Annotated in this window: 23 protein-coding genes; 17 read left to right on the top strand and 6 right to left on the bottom strand. The window is 63.3% G+C overall.

What is annotated here, in order from left to right:
* Window positions 1-5 precede the first annotated feature (5 nt).
* Both QP999_RS06600 and QP999_RS06595 read left to right on the top strand, forming a co-directional pair.
* Window positions 6-164, top strand: a complete 159-nt coding sequence (locus QP999_RS06600; RefSeq protein WP_168164014.1) for a hypothetical protein — start codon at window positions 6-8, stop codon at window positions 162-164.
* Complete coding sequence (locus tag QP999_RS06595; protein WP_185963341.1) at window positions 157-312, top strand: hypothetical protein; 156 nt, start codon at window positions 157-159, stop codon at window positions 310-312. Before QP999_RS06600 ends, QP999_RS06595 begins: the two co-directional genes overlap by 8 nt.
* Here QP999_RS06595 and malQ read toward each other — a convergent pair.
* Window positions 309-2,408, bottom strand: a complete 2,100-nt coding sequence (gene malQ / locus QP999_RS06590) for a 4-alpha-glucanotransferase (protein ID WP_284847925.1) — start codon at window positions 2,406-2,408, stop codon at window positions 309-311. The genes QP999_RS06595 and malQ overlap by 4 nt on opposite strands.
* Window positions 2,409-2,501: 93 nt before the next feature.
* Between malQ and QP999_RS06585 the strand changes: the two genes are divergently transcribed.
* Window positions 2,502-4,343, top strand: coding sequence for an AMP-dependent synthetase/ligase (locus QP999_RS06585; protein WP_070530199.1), 1,842 nt, complete (start codon window positions 2,502-2,504; stop codon window positions 4,341-4,343).
* Between the two features lie 125 nt (window positions 4,344-4,468).
* The gene (locus tag QP999_RS06580; RefSeq protein ID WP_143334691.1) at window positions 4,469-5,149 is read left to right on the top strand and encodes a hypothetical protein; all 681 of its coding nucleotides are present in this window, start codon (window positions 4,469-4,471) and stop codon (window positions 5,147-5,149) included.
* Window positions 5,150-5,298: 149 nt separating this feature from the next.
* Here the strand turns inward: QP999_RS06580 and QP999_RS06575 are convergent, their stop codons facing one another.
* Together QP999_RS06575 and QP999_RS06570 are read right to left on the bottom strand one after the other, a co-directional pair.
* The gene (locus tag QP999_RS06575; protein WP_070561466.1) at window positions 5,299-6,366 is read right to left on the bottom strand and encodes a CNNM domain-containing protein; all 1,068 of its coding nucleotides are present in this window, start codon (window positions 6,364-6,366) and stop codon (window positions 5,299-5,301) included.
* Window positions 6,366-7,739: a hemolysin family protein gene (locus tag QP999_RS06570; RefSeq protein WP_284847924.1), complete on the bottom strand. Its 1,374-nt coding sequence runs from the start codon at window positions 7,737-7,739 to the stop codon at window positions 6,366-6,368. The genes QP999_RS06575 and QP999_RS06570 overlap by 1 nt, the downstream gene beginning before the upstream one ends.
* Window positions 7,740-7,881: 142 nt before the next feature.
* On the opposite strand from QP999_RS06570, the gene hemW reads away from it, so the two are divergent.
* The 10 genes from hemW (at window position 7,882) to QP999_RS06520 (ending at window position 18,339) form a co-directional block, all read left to right on the top strand.
* Complete coding sequence (gene hemW, locus QP999_RS06565; RefSeq protein WP_070519587.1) at window positions 7,882-9,030, top strand: radical SAM family heme chaperone HemW; 1,149 nt, start codon at window positions 7,882-7,884, stop codon at window positions 9,028-9,030.
* Between the two features lie 702 nt (window positions 9,031-9,732).
* The gene (hrcA, locus tag QP999_RS06560; RefSeq protein ID WP_070624489.1) at window positions 9,733-10,767 is read left to right on the top strand and encodes a heat-inducible transcriptional repressor HrcA; all 1,035 of its coding nucleotides are present in this window, start codon (window positions 9,733-9,735) and stop codon (window positions 10,765-10,767) included.
* Between the two features lie 54 nt (window positions 10,768-10,821).
* Window positions 10,822-11,964 (top strand): molecular chaperone DnaJ, encoded by a 1,143-nt coding sequence (dnaJ, locus tag QP999_RS06555; protein ID WP_070519590.1) that lies wholly within the window; start codon window positions 10,822-10,824, stop codon window positions 11,962-11,964.
* Complete coding sequence (locus tag QP999_RS06550; RefSeq protein ID WP_284847923.1) at window positions 11,964-12,704, top strand: 16S rRNA (uracil(1498)-N(3))-methyltransferase; 741 nt, start codon at window positions 11,964-11,966, stop codon at window positions 12,702-12,704. The genes dnaJ and QP999_RS06550 overlap by 1 nt, the downstream gene beginning before the upstream one ends.
* 10 nt (window positions 12,705-12,714) lie before the next feature.
* Entirely contained in the window at window positions 12,715-13,680 is a 966-nt protein-coding gene (locus QP999_RS06545; RefSeq protein WP_070561478.1) for a PhoH family protein, read from the top strand.
* Complete coding sequence (gene ybeY / locus QP999_RS06540; protein ID WP_070530222.1) at window positions 13,677-14,252, top strand: rRNA maturation RNase YbeY; 576 nt, start codon at window positions 13,677-13,679, stop codon at window positions 14,250-14,252. The genes QP999_RS06545 and ybeY overlap by 4 nt, the downstream gene beginning before the upstream one ends.
* A 50-nt stretch (window positions 14,253-14,302) precedes the next feature.
* A complete protein-coding gene (gene pdxY, locus QP999_RS06535; RefSeq protein ID WP_070564760.1) occupies window positions 14,303-15,151 on the top strand; it encodes a pyridoxal kinase PdxY in 849 nt (282 codons plus the stop codon).
* 694 nt (window positions 15,152-15,845) lie between these two features.
* The gene (era, locus tag QP999_RS06530; RefSeq protein WP_070561482.1) at window positions 15,846-16,841 is read left to right on the top strand and encodes a GTPase Era; all 996 of its coding nucleotides are present in this window, start codon (window positions 15,846-15,848) and stop codon (window positions 16,839-16,841) included.
* Between the two features lie 18 nt (window positions 16,842-16,859).
* Window positions 16,860-17,576, top strand: a complete 717-nt coding sequence (gene recO / locus QP999_RS06525; RefSeq protein WP_167595629.1) for a DNA repair protein RecO — start codon at window positions 16,860-16,862, stop codon at window positions 17,574-17,576.
* 10 nt (window positions 17,577-17,586) lie between these two features.
* Complete coding sequence (locus QP999_RS06520) at window positions 17,587-18,339, top strand: isoprenyl transferase (protein WP_284847922.1); 753 nt, start codon at window positions 17,587-17,589, stop codon at window positions 18,337-18,339.
* Between the two features lie 27 nt (window positions 18,340-18,366).
* Here QP999_RS06520 and QP999_RS06515 read toward each other — a convergent pair whose 3' ends face one another.
* Together QP999_RS06515 and QP999_RS06510 are read right to left on the bottom strand one after the other, a co-directional pair.
* Complete coding sequence (locus QP999_RS06515; protein ID WP_070519604.1) at window positions 18,367-18,786, bottom strand: Fur family transcriptional regulator; 420 nt, start codon at window positions 18,784-18,786, stop codon at window positions 18,367-18,369.
* A gap of 27 nt (window positions 18,787-18,813) precedes the next feature.
* Complete coding sequence (locus tag QP999_RS06510; RefSeq protein WP_070519606.1) at window positions 18,814-19,113, bottom strand: ArsR/SmtB family transcription factor; 300 nt, start codon at window positions 19,111-19,113, stop codon at window positions 18,814-18,816.
* A gap of 190 nt (window positions 19,114-19,303) precedes the next feature.
* On the opposite strand from QP999_RS06510, the gene QP999_RS06505 reads away from it, so the two are divergent.
* From QP999_RS06505 to QP999_RS06495, 3 genes are read left to right on the top strand one after another with little or no spacing between them, the layout of a single operon-like run.
* On the top strand, window positions 19,304-20,683 hold the full coding sequence (locus QP999_RS06505; RefSeq protein ID WP_070519608.1) for a glycine--tRNA ligase: 1,380 nt from the start codon (window positions 19,304-19,306) through the stop codon (window positions 20,681-20,683).
* Complete coding sequence (locus QP999_RS06500) at window positions 20,683-21,201, top strand: hypothetical protein (RefSeq protein ID WP_070517870.1); 519 nt, start codon at window positions 20,683-20,685, stop codon at window positions 21,199-21,201. Before QP999_RS06505 ends, QP999_RS06500 begins: the two co-directional genes overlap by 1 nt.
* Entirely contained in the window at window positions 21,201-21,623 is a 423-nt protein-coding gene (locus QP999_RS06495) for a hypothetical protein (RefSeq protein ID WP_070517869.1), read from the top strand. The genes QP999_RS06500 and QP999_RS06495 overlap by 1 nt, the downstream gene beginning before the upstream one ends.
* A gap of 671 nt (window positions 21,624-22,294) precedes the next feature.
* Here QP999_RS06495 and QP999_RS06490 read toward each other — a convergent pair.
* Window positions 22,295-24,334, bottom strand: a complete 2,040-nt coding sequence (locus QP999_RS06490) for a TPM domain-containing protein (RefSeq protein ID WP_070624488.1) — start codon at window positions 24,332-24,334, stop codon at window positions 22,295-22,297.
* Window positions 24,335-24,378: the final 44 nt, after the last annotated feature.

The raw sequence follows: 24,378 nt of genomic DNA, 5'->3' as shown, positions 1-24,378 counted from the left end.
AGGGCATGGAATGGCTCGTGCAGGCGCCAGTGTGGGCGCAGATGGCGGTGCTCGCCGTGACCGCAGTGCCGGCCGCGACCGTCATGGGGTGGGTGCTGATGTGGGTTATCGACCGTGTGAATTCGTGGCTAGCGCCCGCGACTAGGATGAAGAAACATGACTGACGATGATCACCGCGAAGGCCTGTGGGACCCCGAGCGCCCGCAGCCTCCCCACCGCAAACGCGCACTGCCTAAGTCCCGAGTGAGCGTGACCCTCTGGCTGATGATCGCGCTCATCGTCGTGGTGGCCATCGTCGGCGTCGTCGTTTAGCGCCCGGCGCCCGGCCTCGTGGCGGCCTGGGCGAGGCGCTGGTAGAGCTCCTGCTTCGGCAGATCCTCCAACAACACCGGCTTGCCGGCGGTATCGCACAGCGGGATGCACCAGTTGGGGTACTGGTCCTTCGTCGTGCCCGGCTGGTTTTGGGCGCGCACGTCACCGACCATGTCCACCAGGTTGGTCACCGTCAGCGCCGACGGGGTTCCCGCGATGTAGCGGTGCAGGGCAACGAGCATGTCCTCTTCGCTCTCGCGGTTGTCCAACATGCCATAGGCCTGCAGGTTGTCCTTGACCTTTTCCTGCCACGCGCGGTCCTCGGCTTCTTCTTCTGCCACCGGGCGGGTGAGCAGACCCAGGCGGGCGCGCAGCGCGATGTGGTCGCCGCGCAGGAAGGCGAGCGTCGGCGGCAGATCGTGCGTGCCCACCGAGGACATCGCCATCTGGCGGTATTGATCCTGCGGGCGCGGGGTGGGGCCGTCCTCGGCGTGCTCAAACCAGATGATGGTGGTGCCCAGCACCCCCATATCGCGCAGAGCGTTTTGGACCCACGGCTCCAGGGTGCCTAGGTCCTCGCCCACGAGGACCGCGCCGGCGCGCTCAGCCTCGAGCGCCAAGATGCCGAGCATGGCCTCCCAGTCATAGGACACGTAGGTGCCGTTGAGCGGGGTGGAGTGGCGCGGGATCCAGTACAGGCGGAACAGGCCGAGCACGTGGTCAACGCGCAGGCCGCCGGCGTTGCCCAACATCGTGCGCAACAAGTCACGCCACGGCTGGTAGCCGGATTCCGCCAGGCGGACTGGGTGCCACGGCGGCTGGGACCAGTCCTGGCCCTGCTGGTTGTAATCATCCGGCGGGGCGCCCACCGAGCACTGCGGGGCGAGGTATTCCGCCAGGTTGACGGCGTCGGCACCGGCGGGGTGGATGCCCACGGCCATATCGGTGATAAGCCCGATGCTCATGCCGGCGTCGAGCGCGCGGCGCTGGGCGGCATCCAGCTGCTCATCGCAGAGGAACTGCAGCCAGGAATAGAACTCGGCCAACTCGCTGACGTCGAGGCTCAGTGCGTGACGGCGGCCGCTGTGGCGTTCGAGCTCGGTCTCGGCGCACCACAGCGCGAAGTTACGCAGGCCACGGCCCTCGCGGCGCTTGTACTCGCTAAAGGCGGTGCGGCGCTCTGGGGTCATCCCCTTGTTGAAGAGCTCCTGGAGGACCTGCAGCTTGGCCTCGAAGATGGAATCACGATCAATCTCTTCTGCAGACAGGTTGCGCTCGCGGAACTCGGCGGCCAGCTCGGCCACGTCATCCTGGAGTTCCGGGCTGAGCAGTTTCAGCTCCGGGACGTCCTCGATGCGGATATAGATCGGATTGATGAATCGCCGCGTGGTGGGTAGGTAGGGTGAGTCTTCCACCGGCGGAATCGGCTCGCCAGCATGCAGCGGATTAATAAGGAGGAAGTCGTAGTCCGGTGCTAAGACCTCCGCCAGCTCTGCTAAGTCACCGAAATCACCCATGCCCCAAGACTTCTCGGAACGCACCGAATACAGCTGCGCCATCGCACCCGCCGCGGGGCGCTCAAGATAACGGTCGGCCGTGCTCAGGTGGTTCGGCACGACGATGAGCGGGCACTCGTGCTCTCCGATGCCGGGAGAGGACAGGAGCAGCCTATGGAATCCGAGAGGCAGGTCGCCGGGGACGTGGAAGCTTGCCTCGCCCCACATGGTTCCGGAGACGTCGGCAGCCGGGGCATCGTTGGGGTCCTGGTAAGTCGGGCGGGTCTCGCCGCTTTCCAATTCGATGGTGACGGCGACCGGATCCCCGTCGTGGACGTGGACGGCGAAGGACTTTTCGGTGCCTTCGTGGGCCACCACGCAGGGCGGCAGCGGGCGGGAAGCCCGAGCGAGGTAGTCCTCGAAGAGGGCTTGGGTTAGCTCCTCATCGTCCGGACGGTCGGAGATAGAGACGCCGAGTGCGCGCAGCGTGTAGGTGATTGTCTCCTCGCTGACGTACACAGGCTGTCCGTTCTGGGCGGTGTACTCGCAGGCCACACCGTGGCGTTGGGCAAGTTCTTGAAGCAGATCACGGGTAGTCACATCCCCCAATTGTGCCACGCCCTCCCCACGCGCGTAATAAATCAGGTTGGTAGAGTGGGCTGGAATTTAGTTTTTGTGGGAAAGGACACAACTGTGACTTTGAATGAAGCGCACACCAAAGCGGAATTCGAGATCAAGGACGGCGAAACGTGCCTTACCGCCATGATGGCTACGGCGCACGCCCGCCCACATGGCGTGCTGTTTACCCGCCCGGCGAATTACGAGTGGGTCAACGTCACCGCCAAGGAGTTCGTCGAGGAAGTCTACGCGGTGGCCAAGGGGCTCATCGCCTTCGGCGTGGAGCAGGGTGACCGCGTGGCGCTCATTTCCACCACCCGCTATGAGTGGTCCTTGCTGGACTACGCCATCTGGGCCGCCGGTGCGGTTTCCGTTCCGGTGTACCCCTCGTCGTCGATGTCCCAGGTTCAGTGGATCATCGAGGACTCCGGCGCAATCCTCGCCATCACGGAAACCCGCGAGCACTCCGAACTAGTGAAGCACCTGAAGCTGCAGGAGGACGGCACCCCGCAGCTACACGGTTCCCCCTCTCAGCTGCGCCGTGTTCTGGAAATCAACTCTTCGGCCATCGACACGCTGAAGTTTGAGGGACGCGACATCAGCGACGACACCGTCAACCAGCGCATCGAAGCTACGCACACTGACGACGTCGCCTCCCTGGTGTACACCTCCGGCACCACCGGGCGCCCCAAGGGTTGCATGCTGACCCACCGCAACTGGCTGGCGGAAGCACGCGGGTTGCTGACCAACCCGATTGGCGCCATCGCAGTGCCGGGTGCACACGTCCTGACCTTCCTGCCGCTAGCACACGTCTTCAGCCGCGCGGTGTCGCTGGCCGTCACCATCGGTGGTGCGTCCCAGAACCACTGGGCGGACTTCAGCACTATCACCGTTGAGTTCGCTCGTTCCCGCCCGAACCTGATTCTCGGCGTGCCGCGCGTGTTTGAGAAGGTGCGCAACGGTGCGTCCGCCAAGGCGCATGGTTCCTCCGCGTTCAAGGGCGCGATCTTCGACAGCGCGGAGAAAGTCGCCATCGAATACTCCAAGGCACTGGACACCCCGGAGGGTCCCAACCGAGTCCTCAAGGCCAAGCACAAGGCCTTTGACAAGCTGGTCTATTCCGCCATCCGCCAGGCAATGGGCGGCGAGGTCAAGTACTGCATCTCCGGTGGTTCGGCCATCTCGCAGGATCTGTTGCACTGGTACCGCGGCATCGGCGTGACCATCTATGAGGGCTATGGCCTTACGGAGACCGCAGCGGCCGCCGCCGTGGACTTCGTGGATCAGTCCATCGGCACCGTCGGCCCGCCGCTGGGCGGAACGACGATGCGCATTAACGAGGACGGCGAGATCCTGATCAAGGGCGATATCGTCTTCAAGGGCTACTGGCAGAACCCGGAAGCCACCGAGAATGCCCTGCAGGATGGCTGGTACAACACCGGCGACCTCGGTGAGATCAACGAAGAAGGCAAGCTCGTTATCACCGGCCGCAAGAAGGACCTCATTGTGACTGCGGGCGGCAAGAATGTCTCGCCCGGCCCGATGGAAGATATCCTGCGCTCCCACCCGCTGATCTCCCAGGCCATGGTGGTTGGTGACGGCAAGCCCTTCGTCGGCGTGCTGCTCACCCTGGATGAGGATGCGCTCAAGCGGTGGAAGGCCGACCACAACATCGCCGCGACCAAGGGTATGCGCGAGGTAGCTGCGGATCCGGCGCTGCGCGCGGATATCCAGGACGCCATCAACCAGGTCAACGCCACCGTCTCCCACGCGGAGGGGATTAAGAAGTTCGTCATCCTGGACCAGGACCTCACCGAGGAAAGCAACGAGCTCACCCCAACCCTGAAGGTCAAGCGTTACGTGGTGGCCCAGCGCTATGCGGCCGACATCGAGCGCCTCTACGCCGGCAAGAAATAAGGCTGGGCGGAGTCTGTGAATTCCTTCGGAGTGTCGCGCAGCCGAATCCGAGGATCTCTAATAGAGTCAGCGGGGTCAGAAAAACTCTAAACCTCAACTAGAGGTTCTCACGGGAAGGGCGGCCTATGCACAAGATCGCAGCCGAGCTGCGCCACCGTGAGCTGACCCAAGAAATCTATAACATCGGCGATGAAGTCGTCGACTACATCGAGCACCTCATCGAGGCCATCGAGGACTGGGACGATGAACTCTCCCTCGACTGCTTGGCCGAGCTGGGGGATATCGTCGAAGACGCCCGCGTGGATTCCGGGCGCTGCGTCGGCGAGCTCATCGGCCTGCGCCAGGCGCTGGTCTCCGGCCTGAAGTCCGGCACCATCTCGGCTGCCTCCTCCGGCGACAATGACGTCGAGGAACCGAAGCAGCTCACCGCCCGCGCACTCGCTGAGCGCCTGCCCATCTCCGGCCCGCCCGTCGTGGTCTCCGAGCTGGCAGAAACCCTGCGCGGCCGTACCGCCGCGGTGGCTGCCTACCTGCGCGAGCTGGTGGAGTACGTGCTGGCGCAAACCGACGCGGTGGCCCGCAACCTCGACGTGGTCTCCCTGCCGAACCTGTACAAGCGCGCGGGAGAATCCTCTCTTATTGCCGTGCAGGCCTGGCGCCACACCGTCGTCGAGGCGCACCCCGCCTTCGTGCGCACCATGCGCGGGCACAATCCGCCGCCCTTCCTCGAGGAGCGCGCGCGTATCGACGCCGTCGTCGCCCGCGTCCGGGCTAAGCGCCAGAAGCAGGCCGCCACGACCGCTTAAGGAGCCGCATCACAGACTTCCTTGTTGCCAACACACAAGGACAAAAGGAAAGCGCCACCGAGATTCCCTCTCTCGGTGGCGCTTTTCGTTGCTTAGGCGTGCCACGCCAAGCTTTCCGTGTCACTTCTTACGTTTAAACCGTTTTAGGTTTAAACCCCCGGGTTCTTGGCGGCCGGCGCGGCCTGGTCTAGCTGCTCCGTAATCTGCGGCCACAGCTGGCCCATGATGTCATCCCAGGTCAGGATCCACACCGTCTTGTCCTTGGTGGGTTTGCCCACCATGACGAGCTGCTCGTTGCGGGCGCGCATCTGATCCAGAGTCTTCTGCACGGTGGAGGAGGAGCTCACCGCTAACGCGGGGCGGGAGAATTCCAGCACCGGGGTTTCCGGATCCGCCAGCAGGGTATCGCGGACGTGGACGATGCGCGGTATGCGCGAGGCGCGTGGGTAGACAAGCACGCGCATGATGGACTTGTGCACGACGAGGTCGTGCAGCTCAGCCACCGTGGCATCGGAAGACAGCGGCAAGATTTCCGAGCCGTGCTCGCGGGCCAACTGTGCGGCGGTGGACGCTTCCAGCTCGATGACGCCGGTGATCTGGTTCGCGGAGTCGTCGTCAAGCGTGCCCGTCTGCCGCGAGTGCTCGACGAGGTGGCGCAGGGTTTCCGCGTCATAGCCGGCCGCACCGGCGCGATCGACGGGTTCCTCGCCGGTCATGAGCACCAGCTTGTTCGCCATCTTGTTGATCCAGATCAGCAGCGGGCGGAAGAGCCAGATGAAACCGCGGGCAGGAACCGCAATGAGCTGCAGGGCCGTCTCCGGGTGGGCGATGGCCCAGGACTTCGGCGCCATCTCACCGATGACCAGGTGCAGGAAGGTCACGACGAAAAGCGCAAGGAGGAAGGAGACGACGTCAGCAACGCCTAGCGGCAAACCGAGGGCCTCCAGCGGGCTCATGAGCAGGTGATGGACCCACGGCTTGGTCACGGCACCGAGGACGAAGGTTGCGGCGGTAATGCCCAGCTGGGCGCCGGCCAACATGATGGTCAGCTCGTTGAGCGAGCGAAGGCCCGCGCGCGAGGCAGCGGAGGATTCCGCGGTTTCCTCCAGACGGTTGCGGCGCGCACCCATGAGGGAGAACTCGATGACCACGAAGAAGCCGGAAGCAGCAATGATGAGAATGGTGATGAGGAGGTTGAACCACCAGGTATCAGTCATTAGTCATCCTCTCCTTCCGGGAATTCCTCCACCAGCTCTAGGGCTAGAACGGAGGGCACGTGGCGGTCGATTTCCTCGACGCGCACGTTGAGCGTGCGGGTGGGGGCTTCATCGCCGTCGACCCAGTCTTCAGGCTCTGCCTCCAGCTCGATGGCGAGCTCTTCGCCTTCCTCCGGCAACGTGCCGGAGTGGGCGATGAGCAGGCCGGCGACGGTTTCGAAATCACCCTCGGGCAGGTCGTGGCCGATGGCGCGCTCGATCTCGTCGATGGGGGTGTCACCGTCGACGATCCAGTGCGTCTCGTCCTGCTCGGTGATCTCTTCGGTCTCTTCGAGGTCGTGCTCATCGGTGACATCGCCGAGGATCTCCTCGGCCAGGTCCTCCATGGTCACGATGCCCACGAAGCCGCCGTATTCGTCGATGACGCAGGCGAGTTTTTCGTCGGCGTCGCGAAGCTCCGTGACGACGTCGGGAAGCGGCATGAGCTCCGGCACTACCACGGGTTCCTTCATGATTTCGCGGGCCGGGGTGGCCACGGGCAGCTCGGTGCCCAGCACGTCGTAGAGGTGCACCACGCCGATGGGATTGTGCTCATCGTCGATGATGGGGTAGCGGGTGTGGTTCTCCGACATCATCTCGCGCACCTCGCCGATGGTGGTCTCCGGCTCAATGACATCCACGCGCGAGCGCGGAATCATGGCGTGTCCCACGTCGTGTTCGGGGAAGTCGAGGAGGCGGTCGAGCACCAGGTAGGTGTCCTCATCCAAGTCGCCGGCCTCGTGGGAGGCATCCACGATGGACTCCAGGTCATCGGTGGTGGCAGAGGAATCGACATCCTCCACCGGTTCGATGCCGAAGACCTTGAGGATGGCGTTGGAGGAATACTCGAAGAAGTGGATCAGCCAGCCGAAGATCTTGAGGTACCACATCGTGGACGCGGACAGCCACAGCGCTGTCTTCATGGGGGCGGCGATGGTGTAGTTCTTCGGGAAGAGCTCGGCAAAGAGCATCGTGAGAACCGTCGACACGGCCAGCGCGGTCACCGTACCGATGGCAACGGACACGCCCGTGGGCACGCCCACGCCGCCGAGCAGCTGGCCCAGGCCTTGGCCCACGAGGGGCTCGGCCACATAACCAATAAGCAGGCCCGTAATCGTGATGCCCAGCTGTGCGCCGGAGAGCATGAAGGAGGTTTTCTGCGTGATTTTGAGCGCGCGCTCCGCTGGTTTATCCCCAGTCGCAGCGCGCTGGCGCAGCTGCGTGCGGTCCACGGACATGAAGGCGAATTCTTGCGCGACGAAGTACGCGTTGGCCACGATAATGAGAGCGATGACGGCGAAACCCGCCACAATCATCAGGATGGCAGATAACACGGCTTACCCCACCGCCTTAAGGAGACGGCGGGGACATCGACTCGGAGGTTCCACGAAAAAGGGGGCCTTTCTTCACTATCGGGGTTGCAAATCTGCACTATAGACTACCGCTTCAACGGTTTAGTCGGTTATTTTGTTCCCCATGGATCCCTTCGGTCTTTATATTCACGTTCCCTTCTGTGCCTCGCGCTGTGGCTACTGCGATTTCAACACCTATACGCCCGGTGAGCTGGGAGGGGATCTGACCAGCGATTATCTGGCTGCGCTGGAGAAAGAGCTGGAGATGGGGGCGGCCCAGGTAGGCCGCGAGGCCGAAACAGTTTTTATCGGTGGCGGCACGCCGAGCTTGTTGGGTGCCGAGGGGCTGGGCCGTGTGTTGAATCGGGTGCGCGACACCTTTGGCCTAGCCCCAGACGCGGAGGTCACCACGGAATCCAACCCGGAGTCGACCTCGCCGGAGTATTTCGCCGGGCTTCTCGACGCCGGCTTCACCCGCCTCTCCCTCGGCATGCAGTCCGCCTCACCGGGCGTGCTCGCAGTGCTCGAGCGAGCCCACACCCCGGGCCGTGCCTTCGATGCTGCCCGCGAGGCTAGTGCCGCGGGCTTCGAGCACGTCAACCTGGACATGATTTATGGCACGCCGACGGAAGAGGACGCCGACGTTGCCCTGACCTTGGAGCGCGCCCTGGAGACCGGGGTGGACCACATCAGTGCGTATTCGCTCATTGTGGAGGACGGCACGCGCATGGCCCGCAAGGTATCGAAGGGCCTGCTTCCGGCTCCGGACGAGGACGTTCTGGCCCGGCGCTATGAGATGATCTCCTCCACGCTCGAGGCCGAAGGCTTTGAATGGTACGAGGTCTCCAACTGGGCCAAGCCGGGTGGGGAGTGTCAGCACAATCGCATCTACTGGGTGGACGGCAATTGGTGGGGCGCGGGCCCGGGCGCGCATTCGCATTTGGGCAACGAGCGCTTCTTCAACGTGAAGAACCCGCGGACCTATATCAAGGCCGTGGGCGAGGGGGAGCTGCCCATCAAGGATCGCGAGGAGCTCAGCGCCGCCGATCGCCACACCGAGCGCATCATGCTGGGCCTGCGCCTGCGCGAGGGCATCCCCGCGTCCTGGCTAGCGCCGGCGGCGGAGCCAGTCATGGCTGACTACATCTCTCGCGGCCTGCTCGAGCGCGCCGGCGACCACCTCCGCGTGACCAAGGCGGGACGCCTGCTCGCGGATGGGATCATCACCGACCTCCTTGTCGCCGAAGATACCGCCGAAGGCACCGCTCGCTAGGGGCTTGCCCCGCCTGCGGGCCGACCTCCGGATCCGCATCAGCTGGCTCATTAGCGGCCGTACCCTGCTCGTGGCCTGTCCTCAGCCTTCCGCACATGGTTCCAGTGGAAAGGTTCTAGTCATAAGGTTTGTTTGGGGGCAAACAAACCTTCCTTAGGCTGCTAGAAGGTTCGTTTGGGGGCAAGTAAACCGTATGACCTGAACCATCTGAGTAGAACCAGCTGTGTGATGCAACCGCGAAGCTGCGAAGAAGTGGCTAGGCCTTGGCCTTTCGACGTCGAGGAGACATGGGGACTTAAAGTTAGCTCCGCCGGGAATTTGTTAGTTTTGCTCCTGTCGTCGGGAAGTTTGATAGCGGTGTTAGTCGGTGTTAGTTTCTCTCTCCACGTCGAGAAACCTGTTAGTCGTCCTCGATACGGTTAGTCTTTTTAAGGGTCCTTCTAGTTTGGTCCCGTTAATTTGGTCCCTTTACGGCGAAAAGGGACCATCTATCGCAGGAATCACGCCCGCAGATGGTCTCTTTGCTCTCAAAAGAGACCAGACTAAAGGGACCATCAGTTTTCGAGCCACCTGGAAGCGCATGATGAACCCTTTTAAAGCACATTATGGAACCACCTGGAAGTGGTGACGGACTGGCAGCGCACCGAGGCAGATTGGCACCAGCTTCCACACTTGCCCGCCAGAACGGATAGCCTTAAAGACATGTCCAGCTCCACCGATGCCCGCCGCCAAGAGGTCCTGCGCGCCATCGTCGCGGACTATATCGCCTCGCAATCGCCCGTCGGCTCCAAGGCCCTGCTCGAGCGCTACCAGCTGGGCGTGTCCTCGGCGACGATTCGCAATGACATGGCCGTGCTCGAAGCCGAAGGGCTCATCGCCCAAGAACACGCCAGCTCCGGGCGCGTGCCCACGCAGAAGGGTTACCGCCAGTTCGTCGATACGCTCCACGACGTCAAACCGCTGTCCACACCCGAGCGCCGCGCCATGCTCTCCTTCCTCGAAGGCGGGGTCGACTTGGAAGACGTTTTGCGCCGCTCCGTCCAGCTGCTGGCCCAGGTGACCAAGCAAGCTGCGGTGGTGCAAATGCCAAACCTCAAGGTCTCCCGCGTGAAGCATTGCGAGGTTGTCGCATTGTCACCGGTGCGTCTGCTCTTGGTGTTGATTACGGACAATGGGCGCGTCGATCAGCGCAATGTGGAGCTCGATGATGTCATCGACCCCGAGCAGACCCACCGCCTGCGCGATATCCTCAACACTGCTCTGGAGGGCAAGACGCTCACGGAAGCCTCGGTGGAGCTGGCCGCGCTTGTCGACGACTCCCCGGCCGACATCCGCCCCTACCTCCTCAAGGCGGCGACGACGCTGATTGAAACCCTCGTGGAGCAGCCCTCCGATCGCCTGATTATGGCCGGCACCTCCAACCTCACCCGCGTGGCCTTGCCCGAGGGCCTGCCCTCTATCATCGAGGCTCTTGAAGAGCAGGTCGTGGTGCTGAAGTTGCTGGCCCGCGTGCCGGACCTAGGCAATGTATCGGTCTCTATTGGCGAGGAAAACGAGGCCGATGAGCTGCGCCAAACCTCCGTCGTGGCCACGCGCTATGGTCTCGGCACCGGCTCGGAGGCTGCAGCACTCGGCGGGCTCGGTGTGGTGGGGCCGACGTATATGGATTATTCGGGAACAATCTCCAAGGTCTCTGCCGTTGCACGCTATGTGAGTGAAATTTTGGCGGGCGAGTAAGCTGGCCCGTCGGATTAGATTTAGTATCAACGAGATATAGAAGGATGACAGTACGTGGCTCGTGACTACTACGGCATTCTTGGTGTAGAAAAGTCGGCGTCGGATGCCGAGATTAAGAAGGCCTACCGCAAGCTGGCGCGCAAGTACCACCCGGACGTCAACCCGGGCGATGAGGAGGCCGCGGAGAAGTTCCGCGAGGCTTCCCTTGCACAGGAGGTTCTGCTGGATTCGCAGAAGCGCCGGGTTGTGGACATGGGTGGTGACCCCATGGAGGAGCGCGCGGCCCAGGGCGGCGGCTTTGGTGGTTTCGGTGGCGGCGGCCTCGGCGATATCTTCGCCGAGTTCTTCGGCGGGGGAGCTGCCTCCCGCGGCCCGCGTTCCCGCGTGCAGCCGGGCGATGATGCGCTCCTGCGCACCACCATTACCCTCGAGGAGGCCTATAGCGGCGTTAAGCAGCAGGTCAAGGTGGATACCGCTGTGGTTTGTGACCGCTGTGAGGGAACCGGTTCTGAGTCCAAGTCCAAGCCGGTGACCTGTGATCACTGCGGCGGCATGGGCCAGGTCCAAGAGGTCCAGCGCAGCATGTTGGGCAACATGATGACCACCCGCGATTGCCCGAAGTGCTACGGCTTCGGCGAAGTAGTCACCGATCCTTGTGGCCACTGCGGCGGTGATGGCCGCGTGCGCAAGCGTCGCGATATTACGGTGAATATCCCCGCCGGCATTGGTGATGGCATGCGCATCCGCATGGCGTCCCAGGGCGAGGTCGGCCACGGCGGCGGCCCCGCTGGCGACCTGTACGTTGAGGTGCACACCGAGCCGCACCCCGTCTTCGAGCGCAACGCCGATGACCTGCACCTGACCGTGCGCGTGCCCATGGTGGATGCCGCGCTGGGTGCTTCGTGCACCGTCGAGCAGCTCGACGGCGAGGAGCTCACCATCGATATCGCGCCGGGCACCCAGCCGGGCGAGTCCATCACCCTCCAAGGAAAGGGCATGCCGCGCCTGCGCACCGACGGCTTTGGCAACCTCCACGCCCACGTGGATGTTGTTGTCCCGACTGACCTGGATAAGAAGACCCGCGAGGCACTGGAGAAGGTGCGTGACGCCGGCCACGGCGGCACCGAGGTGCACCACGCCGGGGATGACCAGGGCGAGTCCCTCTTTAGCCGCTTCCGCGATAAGTTCCGCCGCTAATGTCTCTGCCCGTCTTCCTCCACCCGGACCTGTCCCACGCTGAGGTCGGCCAGCCCGTGGGCCTCGATGGTGCGGAGGGCCGCCACGCGGTCACCGTTAAGCGCATGACCCCGGGCGAGAGCCTGGTGCTTATCGACGGGTCTGGGCGCCGCGCTACCGCCACCATCACTGAAACGCAGGGCAAGGACACGCTGGTCGCGCTTGTCGACGACCTCGCGATCATCCCCGAACCCTCCCCGCGCGTCATCGTGGTCCAGGCCATCCCGAAATCGGAGCGCGCCGAACTCGCCGTCGACCTGGCCACTCAGGCAGGGGCGGATGAGATCATCGCCTGGCAGGCGGATCGCTGCGTGTCCAAGTGGGATGCGAAGAAGGCCCCGAAGGCGCTAGCAAAGTGGGAATCCGCGGCCGTGGCGGCTGCCAAGCAATCGCGCCGCGCGCGCGTGCCCGCGGTGCGTGGTCCTTTGACCACCCGCCAGTTGTGCCAGGAGATTGCGGGCGCACGAGCCTTGGTCCTCCACGAGGAAGCCGAGGTTCGGCTTAAGGACCTTGCTGACCTCGACGTCGCCGAGACCATCTACCTTCTGGTGGGCCCGGAAGGTGGCATCGGCGCGGAGGAACTAGCCCGCTTGCAGGACGCCGGTGCGACGGCGATCAAGTTGGGGCCGGAGGTGTTGAGGACGGCGTCGGCAAGCATGGTGGCGTTGGCCAGCATCGGCACCCTGACCTCGCGCTGGTAGCCTTTTGGGCGTGCCTATTATCACCACCAAGTTTGATCTCGATTCCGCCTACCTGGCCACGGTGCTCGGCCCGGCGGACGATAACCTGCGCGTTTTGGGAAACCTTCTGGGCGTGGACCTCTTTGCTCGCGGCACCACCATTACTGCCGCCGGCCCCGATTATGAGGTGGCCCGCGCGCACAAGGTCTTAGAGGAGCTCGAGGCCATCGCGCGCCGCGGCCATCCGGTGAGCACGGATACCGTGAAGCACACCCTGGACCTGGTCACGGTGGATGCCCCAGCCTCTGTGTCTGAGACGCTCGCGGCGGATATCGTTTCGCGCCGCGGTAAGGCCGTGCGCCCGAAGACGGTGGGCCAATCACGCTATGTGCAGGCCATCGATGAGAACACGATTGTCTTCGGCATCGGCCCCGCCGGTACCGGTAAGACCTACCTGGCGGTGGCCAAGGCGGTGCAGGCCCTGCGCGCCAAGCAGGTCAGCCGCATTATCTTGACCCGCCCGGCGGTTGAGGCGGGGGAGAAGCTGGGCTTTCTGCCCGGCACACTCAACGACAAGATTGACCCCTACCTGCGCCCGCTGTATGACGCTTTGCGGGACATGATCGATCCGGAGATGATTCCGAAGCTCATGGAGGCCGGCATCATTGAGGTCGCGCCGCTGGCTTATATGCGTGGCCGCACGCTCAACGATGCCTTCGTCATCCTGGACGAGGCCCAGAACACCACGCCGGCGCAGATGAAGATGTTCCTGACGCGCTTGGGTTTTGGCTCCACCATCGTGGTGACCGGCGATATTTCCCAGGTGGACTTGCCGGGCGGGCAAGTTTCCGGCCTGCGCCTGGTGCGGCGCATTCTCAAGGGTGTGCCGGATATCCACTTCGCGGAGCTGGGCGCGGCCGACGTGGTGCGCCACCAGCTGGTCGGGCGCATCGTGGAGGCTTACGATAACTTTGCTGAGCAGGAGGAGAAGAAATGAGCATCGAATTTATTAACGAGTCCGGTTATGACGGCGTGAACGAGGAGATGCTGATCGACGTCTGCTCCTACGCCCTCGGCCGCCTCGACGTTAACCCGGATGCCGAGTGCACGATTACCGCCGTGGATCTGGATACCATCGCGGACTTGCACGTGCGCTGGATGGACCTAGAAGGCCCGACCGACGTGATGAGCTTTCCCATGGATGAGCTCACCCCGGGCGCTACTGGCGGGCGCCCCGACGCCGCCGAAGCCGGACCGGCCATGCTGGGCGATATCGTGCTCTGCCCGGAATTTGCGCAGCGCCAAGCCACCGCGGCCGGCCACTCTTTGGGCCACGAGCTGGCTCTGTTGACCGTGCATGGTTGCCTGCACCTGCTGGGCTATGACCACACCACCGCGGCGGAGGAGAAAGAAATGTTCGGCCTGCAAAATGAGCTGCTGGCGGACTGGTACGAGGACCTGGCGGCGCGTGGCGTGAGCTACCAGCCCAAGCCCTCGGGCCCGAAGGCCTTCCCGGATGCCGCCGAGCGCGCGAAGCTCGATGAGGAAGTTCCCGGCGGCGGAATCTAAAGCGGCCCAAACGTTGAGGTGCTACGTGGGGCGTAGCACAATGGAGGACTATGAACATCCTCTCCATTCAGTCCCATGTCACCTTCGGTCACGTGGGCAACTCCGCAGCAGTCTTTCCACTTCAGCGCGCTGGCCATGAGGTATGGCCGATTCACACGGTGAACTTCTCCAACCACACCGGTTATGGCGATTGGGGCGGGCCGATGATCCCGGCGGAGGAGGTCACGGCGATTGTGGATGGCATCGAGAAGCGCGGTGCCTTCCCACGCATCGATGCGATCTTGTCTGGTTACCAGGGCGGACCGGATATTGCGGGCGCCATCGTGGATGCAGTGAACCGAATCAAGGCGGTTAACCCCAAGGCCCTCTATGCCTGCGACCCGGTGATGGGTAACGCTAAGTCCGGCTGCTTCGTCTCCGATGAAATCCCGCCGCTGCTGCGCGATAAGGTGGTGCCCGTTGCGGACATCATCACCCCGAATCAGTTTGAGCTGGGCTACCTGACTGATTGTGAGGTGGGCACCCTGGAGCAGACCCTCGCGGCGGTGAAGCGCGCGCAGGAGATCGGCCCGAAGACAGTGTTGGTGACCTCGGTGCAGCGCCCGGAGACCAGCGAGGACGAGATTGAGATGCTCGCCGTTGATGGCGAGCGCGCCTTCTTGGTGGCCACCCCCAAGCTGCCGTTCAAGCGCAACGGCTCGGGCGATGTCACGGCTTCGCTCTTTACGGGGCACTACGTGGAGACCAACGACGCCAAGCTGGCCCTCAAGCGAACTGCGTCCTCCGTCTTCGACCTGCTCCAAAACACCTACGAGGCGGATTCTCAGGAGCTGCTGCTCATCGAGTCGCAGGATGTCTTTGCTAACCCGCAGCTGCAGTTCCGGGTGGAGGAGCTCTAACTATCACGCCTCGGCCTCGGCCTCGCGCTATTACCTTGGCACGCCAAGGTGCCCGGCAAACGGCATTTCGCAGAAGGCATCTGTCAAAAGGCGTTTTCACGTCTAAAAACGCCTTTTGCTGCGTCTAGAAGGCGTTTTTGCGGTCAAAGACGCCTTTCGGAAGACACCATTTGCAAGATGCCATTTGGCGCAAGCTTTTTCGCAGTCGCCATGCGGCGGATAACCTCGCGTCATCAGCTTTCACCCTCACCTTTCCTCACCGCTGCTTTCGCGGCCCACCTTCAACGATGTCGTTTCCAGCCATAAGGTTCTACTCAGATGGTTCGGGTCAGAAGGTTCTCTTGGGGGCAAACAAGCCTTCTGGAGGTCGCTAGATGGTTCGTTTGGGGGCAAAGAAACCTTATGACCAGAACCGCCTGACTCAAACCATCTGCAGGCCAGACAAACCCCGCGCGAGCACAGAAGGTCCCTTTAGTCTGGTCCTTTTGAACACTAAAGGGACCATTTCGTACGCGAAAACCGCCACCAGACGGTCCCTTTGCACAGAGAAGGGACCAGAGTAGAAGGACCAAACTGAAAGGACCATTCTTAAGCGCATCGGCAGGAAGCTCTCGGGGCCGCACGTCGAGAGTCAGAGCAGGGCCATACAACAAGAACGGGACTCGGCAGCTCGTGCGTTATGATATGAGGCGATATGAGCACTGATTTCGATGCCGCCTTCGCGGACCTGCCGGCTGAGGGCGAAGCCAACGCCGCTGACTATTCGCAATACACCGACACGCCCGAGGGCTTCCGCTCCGGCTTCGTGTCCTTCGTCGGCCGCCCCAACACCGGCAAGTCCACCCTGACCAACGCCCTGGTGGGGCAGAAGATCGCCATCACCGCCGACCAGCCGGAAACCACCCGCCACCCCATCCGCGGCCTCGTACACCGCGAGGATGCGCAAATCGTCCTCGTCGACACACCCGGCCTGCACCGCCCGCGCACCTTGCTCGGCGAGCGCCTCAACGAGGTAGTTAAGGACACCTACGCAGACGTCGACGTCATCGGCCTGACCATCCCTGCCGATGAGAAGATCGGCCCCGGCGATCGCTGGATTCTGGAGAACGTCAGCAAGGTCGCCCCGAAGACCCCCATCATCGGCATCGTCACCAAGCTGGATAAGGCCTCCAAGGACCAAGTCGGCGCCCAGCTTGTAGCTCTCCACGAGCTCCTCTCCGAGGAGAACCCAGACGCCGTGGTCATCCCCGTCTCCGCCACCGAGCGCGTGCAGCTGGATGAGCTGACCCAGGTCATCGTGGACCACCTCCCCGAGGGGCCTAAATTCTATCCGGATGACCACATCACCGACGAGGATCAGGCCAAGCGCATCGCTGAGCTTATCCGCGAGTCTGCGCTGTCCGGCCTGAAGTACGAGCTCCCGCACTCCGTCGCCGTCGAGGTCGATGAGATCCTGCCCAGCCAGGAACGCCCCGACGTCCTCAACGTCCACGCCATCCTCTACCTGGAGCGTCCCGGCCAGAAGCGCATCATCGAGGGCAAGGACGGCCGCCGCTTCCGCCGCATCGTGGGCACCGCCCGCAAGGAAATCATCCAGCTGCTCGGCCAAAACGTCTACCTTGACCTGCGCATTAAGGTCCTGAAGAACTGGCAGTCGGACCCGAAGGCGCTGGGCCGCCTGGGCTTCTAGAAGCGGGGGTGCTTCTACATGCGGGAGAATTTCCGCGACCGCGCCCTCGTCATCCGCTCCTATGATTTCGGCGAGGCGGATCGCATCATCGTGCTCTTGACCCGCCACCACGGCCTCGTGCGCGGGGTGGCCAAGGGTGTTCGCCGCGCCAAATCGCGCTTCGGCTCGCGCCTGCAGCTCTTCGTCAACCTCGACGTGCAGCTTTATCCCGGCCGCAACCTCTACACCATTTCCCAGGCCGATACCGTGGACTACTTCGGCGCGCGCATCATCGAGGACTACGAGCGCTACACCGCCGCCTGCGCCGCCCTCGAATCCGCCGAGCGCCTCGCCGCCGCCGACGCCCCCGGGGACCCCTATCTCTACGATGCCTGCGTCGACGTCCTCGACAACCTTCAGCACGGCGATCCGCTCATGCTTCTCGACGCCTTCCTCCTCCAAGCCATGTCCCACGCCGGCTGGGCACCCAGCCTTTTCGATTGCGCCCAGTGCCAAAGGCCCGGCCCTCACCACGCCTTTCACCCAGCCGTCGGGGGTGCTGCCTGCCACCAATGCCGCCCGCCGGGAGCCGCGGAGGTGGACCCGGAAACCCTGCACCACATGTGGCTTATCGCCCACGGCCACCCCAGCCAGCCGACGAACACCCAAGCCCAAGAGGCCCACCGGCTGACCCGCGCCCACCTGCAATGGCACCTCGAGCGCTCCGTTGGCGCGTTGGGGATCATGGAACAGTAGACTGTAATGCGTGATTACGCCTGACCCGAACCGAGTCCTTCATCCGCCCGCTATCCCGCAGGAGTTCCTGCCGCGCCACATCGCGCTGGTCATGGACGGCAACGGCCGCTGGGCAGAGGAGCGCGGCATGAAGCGCACCGAAGGCCACCGTCGTGGGGAAGCAGTGCTTCTCGACGTCGTCGATGCCTGCCTCGCCCTCGGCGTTCCTTACCTTTCCGCCTACGCCTTCTCCACCGAGAACTGGCGCCGCAGCGCGGAGGAGGTGCGCTTCCTCATGGGCTTTAACCGTGACGTCCTGCGCCGTCAGCGCCATTGGCTCAACGATAGGGGAGTGCGCGTGGTGTGGGCCGGCCGCCGCCCGCGCCTGTGGCGCTCCGTTATCAAGGAGCTTGAGGCTGCCGAGGAGCTGACCAAGGACAACACCAAGATGACCTTGGTGATGTGCGTAAATTACGGTGGGCGCGCCGAGCTTGTCGACGGCATCCGGGAGCTCGCCGAGCAAGTCTCCCGTGGCGAGCTCGACTCGCGCTCCATCAACGAGAAGACGGTGAGCTCGGTGATGTATGACCCCGATATGCCGGACGTGGATTTGTTCTTGCGCCCCTCCGGTGAGAAGCGCACTTCGAACTTCCTGCTGTGGCAGTCGGCCTACGCAGAGATGATTTACCAGGACAAGCTTTTCCCGGACTTCACGCCGGAAGACTTGTTCGCCGCGGTGGAAGAGTACGCGCGGCGTGACCGCCGCTTCGGCGGCGTCAAATAGCCAGCATCGTTTCTAACGCCCGAAACTTTAGTTTCGGGCGCGGCACTCAGCGCAGATGCCGAAGATCTCGGCATCGTGCCCGGTGAGCTCGAAGTCGTGCTCCTTGGCTATAGAGGAGGCCCACTCTTCAATCGGGCCGCCATCGATCTCTTCGGTGCGGCCGCACTTGGTGCACACCAAGTGGTGGTGGTGCGCATCGCTCTCGCAGTGGCGGTAAAGGGTCTCGCCGGAGGGCATGTGGAGCGCGTCGACTGCGTCAATCTCCGAGAGTGATTGGAGCGTGCGATAGACGGTGGTGAGGCCGACTTTCTGGTTACCGTCGATAAGCGCCTGGTGAATGTCCTTGGCGGAGACGAACTTGTCGAGACTGCGCAGGACCTCAACGACGGCGGTGCGCTGGCGGGTATTGCGAGCGCCGAGTTTGGGAATACTGTCGTGGATGGCCATGGGGCTTAGTTTATCAACACACTTCCATTAAGAGGTGGCCAGTGAGGCGTCGCGAAGTAAAGGCAGCACCTTAGGGGCCACCAAAGAGTAACGGACTTCACGGCCGGTGCGTTCACTGTCGACGATGTTCGCGCGCTTGAGAACCCGCAGGTGCTGGCTGATAAGCGGCTGCGATTTGCCGGTCGCGGCGACCAGCTCGTGGACGTAGTGGTCGCGCTCGGAGAGGCGCTGAATGATATCGATGCGCAATGGTGAATCCAAAGCGCTAATCACGGTGGCAGCCGCCGCCAGATCAAAGGAAAGGGTGTCAGTCTGGGTGTTGGTCACGCCATTCACCTTCAGTCATATCTATTGATGGAGAGTTAAAAAGAGAGCTATCGGTACTATAGCCGAAGAATGCGGAAATGTGTATAAAATGCACCACACTTTTGGGGTGAAGGCACGCGGCGATGAGGGGCACGCTAGACTAGGCCGCACTGTATAAAGACTGTCCCCTACCAGAGGAGTCCCATTAGCTATGGCATCCGTCATTGATACCGTCGTCAGCCTGTGTAAGCGCCGCGGCTTGGTCTACCAGGCAGGTGAAATTTATGGCGGTTCCCGCTCTGCGTGGGACTACGGCCCGCTTGGCGTCGAGCTCAAGGAAAACATCAAGCGCCAGTGGTGGCGCCACATGGTGCAGTCCCGCGATGACGTCGTGGGCGTCGATACGTCCGTGATCCAGCCACGCCAGGTGTGGGTGTCCTCCGGCCACGTTGAGGTTTTCACCGACCCGCTGGTGGAGTCCAAGCACACCGGTAAGCGCTACCGCGCGGACCACCTGATCGAGGCCTACGAGGAAAAGCACGGCCACGAGCCGGCCAACGGCCTGGCTGACATCAACGATCCGGAGACTGGCCAGCCGGGTGACTGGACCGAGCCGAAGGCCTTCTCCGGTTTGCTTAAGACCTTCCTGGGCCCGGTCGACGACGAGCAGGGTCTGCACTACCTGCGCCCGGAGACCGCGCAGGGCATCTTTGTGAACTTCAAGAACGTGATGACCTCGGCGCGTATGAAGCCGCCGTTCGGCATTGCGAACATCGGTAAGTCCTTCCGCAACGAGATCACCCCGGGTAACTTCATCTTCCGTACCCGCGAGTTCGAGCAGATGGAGATGGAGTTCTTCGTCAAGCCGGGCGAGGACGAAGAGTGGCACCAGTACTGGATCGATGACCGCTTCAACTGGTACATCGACCTCGGTATCAAGGAAGAGAACCTGCGCCTCTACGAGCACCCGCAGGAGAAGCTCTCCCACTACTCCAAGCGCACCGTGGACGTCGAGTACGCCTATAACTTCAAGGGCTCCAAGTGGGGCGAGCTGGAGGGCGTGGCCAACCGCACGGACTATGACCTTTCCGTGCACACCAAGGGCTCGGGCGAGGACCTGTCCTACTTTGACCAGGAGGCTGGCGAGCGCTGGACCCCGTACGTTATTGAGCCGGCTGCCGGCCTGGGCCGCGCCATGATGGCCTTCCTTATCGATGCCTACGACGAAGAGGAGGCCCCGAACGCCAAGGGCGGTACCGATAAGCGCGTGGTGCTGCGCCTGGACCGCCGTCTGGCTCCGGTCAAGGTGGCCGTGCTGCCGCTGTCGAAGAAGGAAGAGCTGTCCACCCCGGCCCGCGAATTGGCGAACAAGCTGCGCGCCAACTGGAACGTGGAGTTCGATGTCTCTGGTGCGATCGGCCGCCGCTACCGCCGCCAGGATGAGATCGGCACGCCGTTCTGCGTGACCTATGACTTCGACACCCTCGAGGACAACGCGGTCACCGTGCGTGAGCGTGACTCCATGGAGCAGGAGCGCGTCAAGCTCGACGAGCTTGAGGCTTACCTGGCCGCCCGACTGGCTGGCTGCTAATGCATTACACCAGCTGGGACCGCAGCGACCGCAAGAACCCGGTCCTCCTCGTGGGGGAGGGGCCGGCGTCGTTGGGCATGTTCCAGGAGCGCTCGGCGGACGTGGAAGGCGAGCACTGGCGCTTGGGACTCGATGACCTGGGCGCGTCGGTGACCTTGGAAGATGACCGCGTCTACCGCCTGGCGGGCAACCCCAAGCGCGATAAGCGTTTGGAAGCTTCCCTGGATGGGCGCACGTTCGCCTTCATCAACGAGTCCGGTGGCGACTGGATTGTCGAGGACCACGAGGGGCTGAAAATCGCCCAGTTCTCCTCTAAGAATTCTGGTGTGCGTAAGGCCATCCTCGAATTCGAGGGCGAGGACAGCGATGATTCCGATGACCTCAGCCACTCGGAGATTGCTGCCCTGAGCTGGTTTACGCGCGTCATTTTGGAGGCGCGGACGCAGAAGACTGCGATTCCGATCATCGCGACGCTGCTGCTCATGACCATCGTTGCCATTGTTGCGGTGCTTCTCTGATGCAGCGCTGGGTGTGGCGCGATGAGGCGCTGGTGGATGGCGCGGGCGTGGTCATCGCCCGCGTGAGACCGACGGGCCTGCTGCTGCCCGGGACGGACACCACCATCGCCTTCGAGCACATCCCGGGCGCGCGCCGCTTTACCGTGCGCGGGCCCGACTTTTCCGCGGAACAGACCAGCTTCACAGTGAACAAGCTGCGCGCGGCGTGCGAGGGCCGCGAGTACCTGCTTGAGCGCACGAATCCATTCCGCCGCGAGCGCCGCATCCTCGCTCTGTCTGGCCCCGCCGCCGAGGTCGCCCGCACCACCCCGCGGGGCCGCGACCTCGAAGTCGCGGTGGGCGAGCTCCCCCTCACGGACGCTGCCTTCACCAGCTACTGTTGCCTGCTTCTCGACGGCTCCGTCCGCCCCTTTCGCACCTAACCTACCTTCCGCGATATAGCCAGAACTGGCGTGGAAACTTGGGTGATTTCATCAAAAGGGGAGCTCTTCTGGCATCCTTGCTCGGCTTGGTATGCCAGTAGAGGGTTCTAGTTAGATGGTTGCAGTCATAAGGTTTGTTTGCCCCCAAACGAACCATCTAGCTCGGTGCAGAAGGTTTACTTGCCCCCAGGTAAACCGTTTGACTGCAACCTTGTGAGAGAAGCCTTTTGACGAGAACCATGTGCATGACCGTGTTCCACCTACCGTGCATTCGCACCACCCCGTATCCGAGGAGCTGATTGGCCGGCTACCGAGACGCGGTCCAATCGCCGGATGCGTGCACAGGAAATCCGGCCGAAGGCATCTCGCAAACGGCATCCGACAGAAGGCATCTGGCAAATGGTGTCTGACAAAAGGCGCCTTTGGGGCTGAAAACGCCATGTGGAGGGCTCAAAAGGCGTTTTTAGCTGTGAAAACGCCTTCTAGAAGATGCCTTGTGCAAGGCGCCTTTTGTGAGATGCCATGCGGGACCGCCCCGGTTATGAGATGCCGGGTGTGGGCCGCGGGCTTCGAGGCCTAGGCGCCGGGCAGGGGAGAAGTATGAAGGCGGCTGGGGGAGCCGCCGGCGGAAAAGGGGAGAAGGCGAGGAATCGGAGCAGGGGAGGGGGCGGCTAGAAGGAGCCGCCGCGGAAACCGCCTCCGCCTCCGCCGCCCGAGAAGCCACCGCCGCCGAAGCCTCCACCACCGGAGAAGCCGCCACCGAAGCCTCCACCACGGGAGCTGCCGCCGCCGAGGATTTGGCCAATGACCATGCCGGTGAGGATGTTGCCCGCGGCATCGGTGGCCTGGCGGCGCTGCTCCCGGCGGCGATAAGCCTCCAGGTCTTCCTTCGCGCGGTTGAGCGAAGTCTGCGCAGCAGAAGCGGCATCGCGGGAATAGTTGAGCGCCGCGCGCAGGTCCTTGGAGGCGGAGTTCTGGGCTTGGGCGAAGAGGCGGGAGGCATCGGCAAGCGCGACGCGCGCATCGGGGCCCACCACGCGGCCGCGCGAGGACAGCAGGTCTTCCGCCGCCTGGATGGCGGACTCGGCCGCGGCAATCTGCTGGCGATAGAGCGCAATCTGTCGCTCGCGGGTGGCGTTGGTTTCGCGGACGGTATCGAGCTGCTCGTCCAGCTTGCTATCGAGCGCCGTCAGCGCGGTGTACTGCCCCAGCGGGTCGGCCTTGCCCTGCTGGCGAGCCGCACTGAGCGCCTCCCGCGCCTGAACGAGCAGCGACTCCAGCGCGGACCAATCGGCAGGGGAGCCCTGCGCCTTTCCTTGCTGCTCGAGTTGCTGTGCTTCGGCGATTTCTTCCTCGACCTCATCGATGAGCGCCGGCAGGTTATCCTGCGCCGCGGTGATCGAGTTCTCCGCGTTCTCCACGGCGCTGAGCAGGCGGTCGGAGACCTCGAGCGCATGCTCGGCATCGCGGATATAGCCCACCAAAGGGCCCTGCTGCCCGGCGGGCTGGGACTGCAGCTCGCGACCGCGCGACAGCAACTTCTCAGCCTCGTCGAGCGAGACCTCTGCCATCTCCGGGTTATCCGCAATCGAGGACAACGCCTCCGCGGAATGAGAAGCACTGAGGGATGACAATGTCGTGCGCGCCTGCGGCAGACGCCCGCGCAGATCGACGGTGCGCTGGGTCAGCTCATCCAGCTTGGAACCGGCGTTGATGAGCAAGTCACGCATCTTGGCAAAGTCCGCCGCCTGCTCATCCAACGCATCATCTGCCTGCCCGCAGGAAGAGATAATCTCCACCAGCATTTGACGGCGCTCCGAAGTCGATTCCGGCAGGTTGTCCTGCAGCCTCTGCTGCAGCTGGAATGCCTTCTGCAGTGTTAGCGTGGAGTGGTTCATCGCGCGCGTGAACGGGCGGGTGCGCTCGGGGCCGAACTCGGCCACCGCGATGTCGAGCTCCTCCTTGCCGCGGCGGATCGACTCATCGGTGGAGACCAGCTCCTCCTGCGCCAGTTTCTCCAACGTATCCATATCCAGGCGGTCGAGCTGCGCGGTATTGCCCGGCTCAATCTGGCGCGCGGACTCCAGAGTGGCCGCCGAGTCCTTCTTTGTCTTGCGCCTGTTGGCCACCGCGATTCCGCCACCCGCCAAAGCCAGCGCGCCTGCGCCGCCAGCTAGCCACAGGCCTCCGGAGCCATCGGAGTCAGAAGCAGCAGAAGCGCCAGAAGACGACCCCGCAGAACCGGAAGCGGCAGCGTCGACAAGCGCAAGTGCGGAGGGGCCGTACTGGTGACCTTCGGCAAGCTTGGCGTAGGCCGCGTCATACATCGCATCCAGGCGCCCACGCGGCCAGTCTTTACCCGTCTGCACGCCCACGGTGGAATCATCCACGCCCACCACATAGGCCGCGGAGTTCGGGCCCTTGGACTGCACAATCTCACCTGCATAGCTCTCCGCGCCCTCCGACAGCGAGGAGGCAAAGACCACGAAAATCACCACGTGGTTCTCCTGCTGCAGCGCGGCAATCTTGTCCTCCAACTCGGACTTCTCCGAGTCCGAGAGCACCCCCGCCTCATCCGTCACCTTGTCCTTAATGGAGGCCGCCTCGGGTGCGGCGAGAACGAAGTCCGCCGCCACGGCGGGGCTAGCAGTGGCCAACCCCAACACCACAGCGGCAAGGGCGGCGCGACCAAAACGAGCAGCAGTAGTCATGCGCACCACGATACCTTCCCACCCAGCGCTAGAGTGGTCAGACA

The sequence above is a fragment of the Corynebacterium sp. MSK004 genome (assembly GCF_030232515.1).
Classification (GTDB): Bacteria; Actinomycetota; Actinomycetes; order Mycobacteriales; family Mycobacteriaceae; genus Corynebacterium; species Corynebacterium hesseae.
The sequence above is the reverse complement of the archived record's forward strand: the minus strand, read 5'-3'. Positions and strand labels throughout refer to the sequence as shown.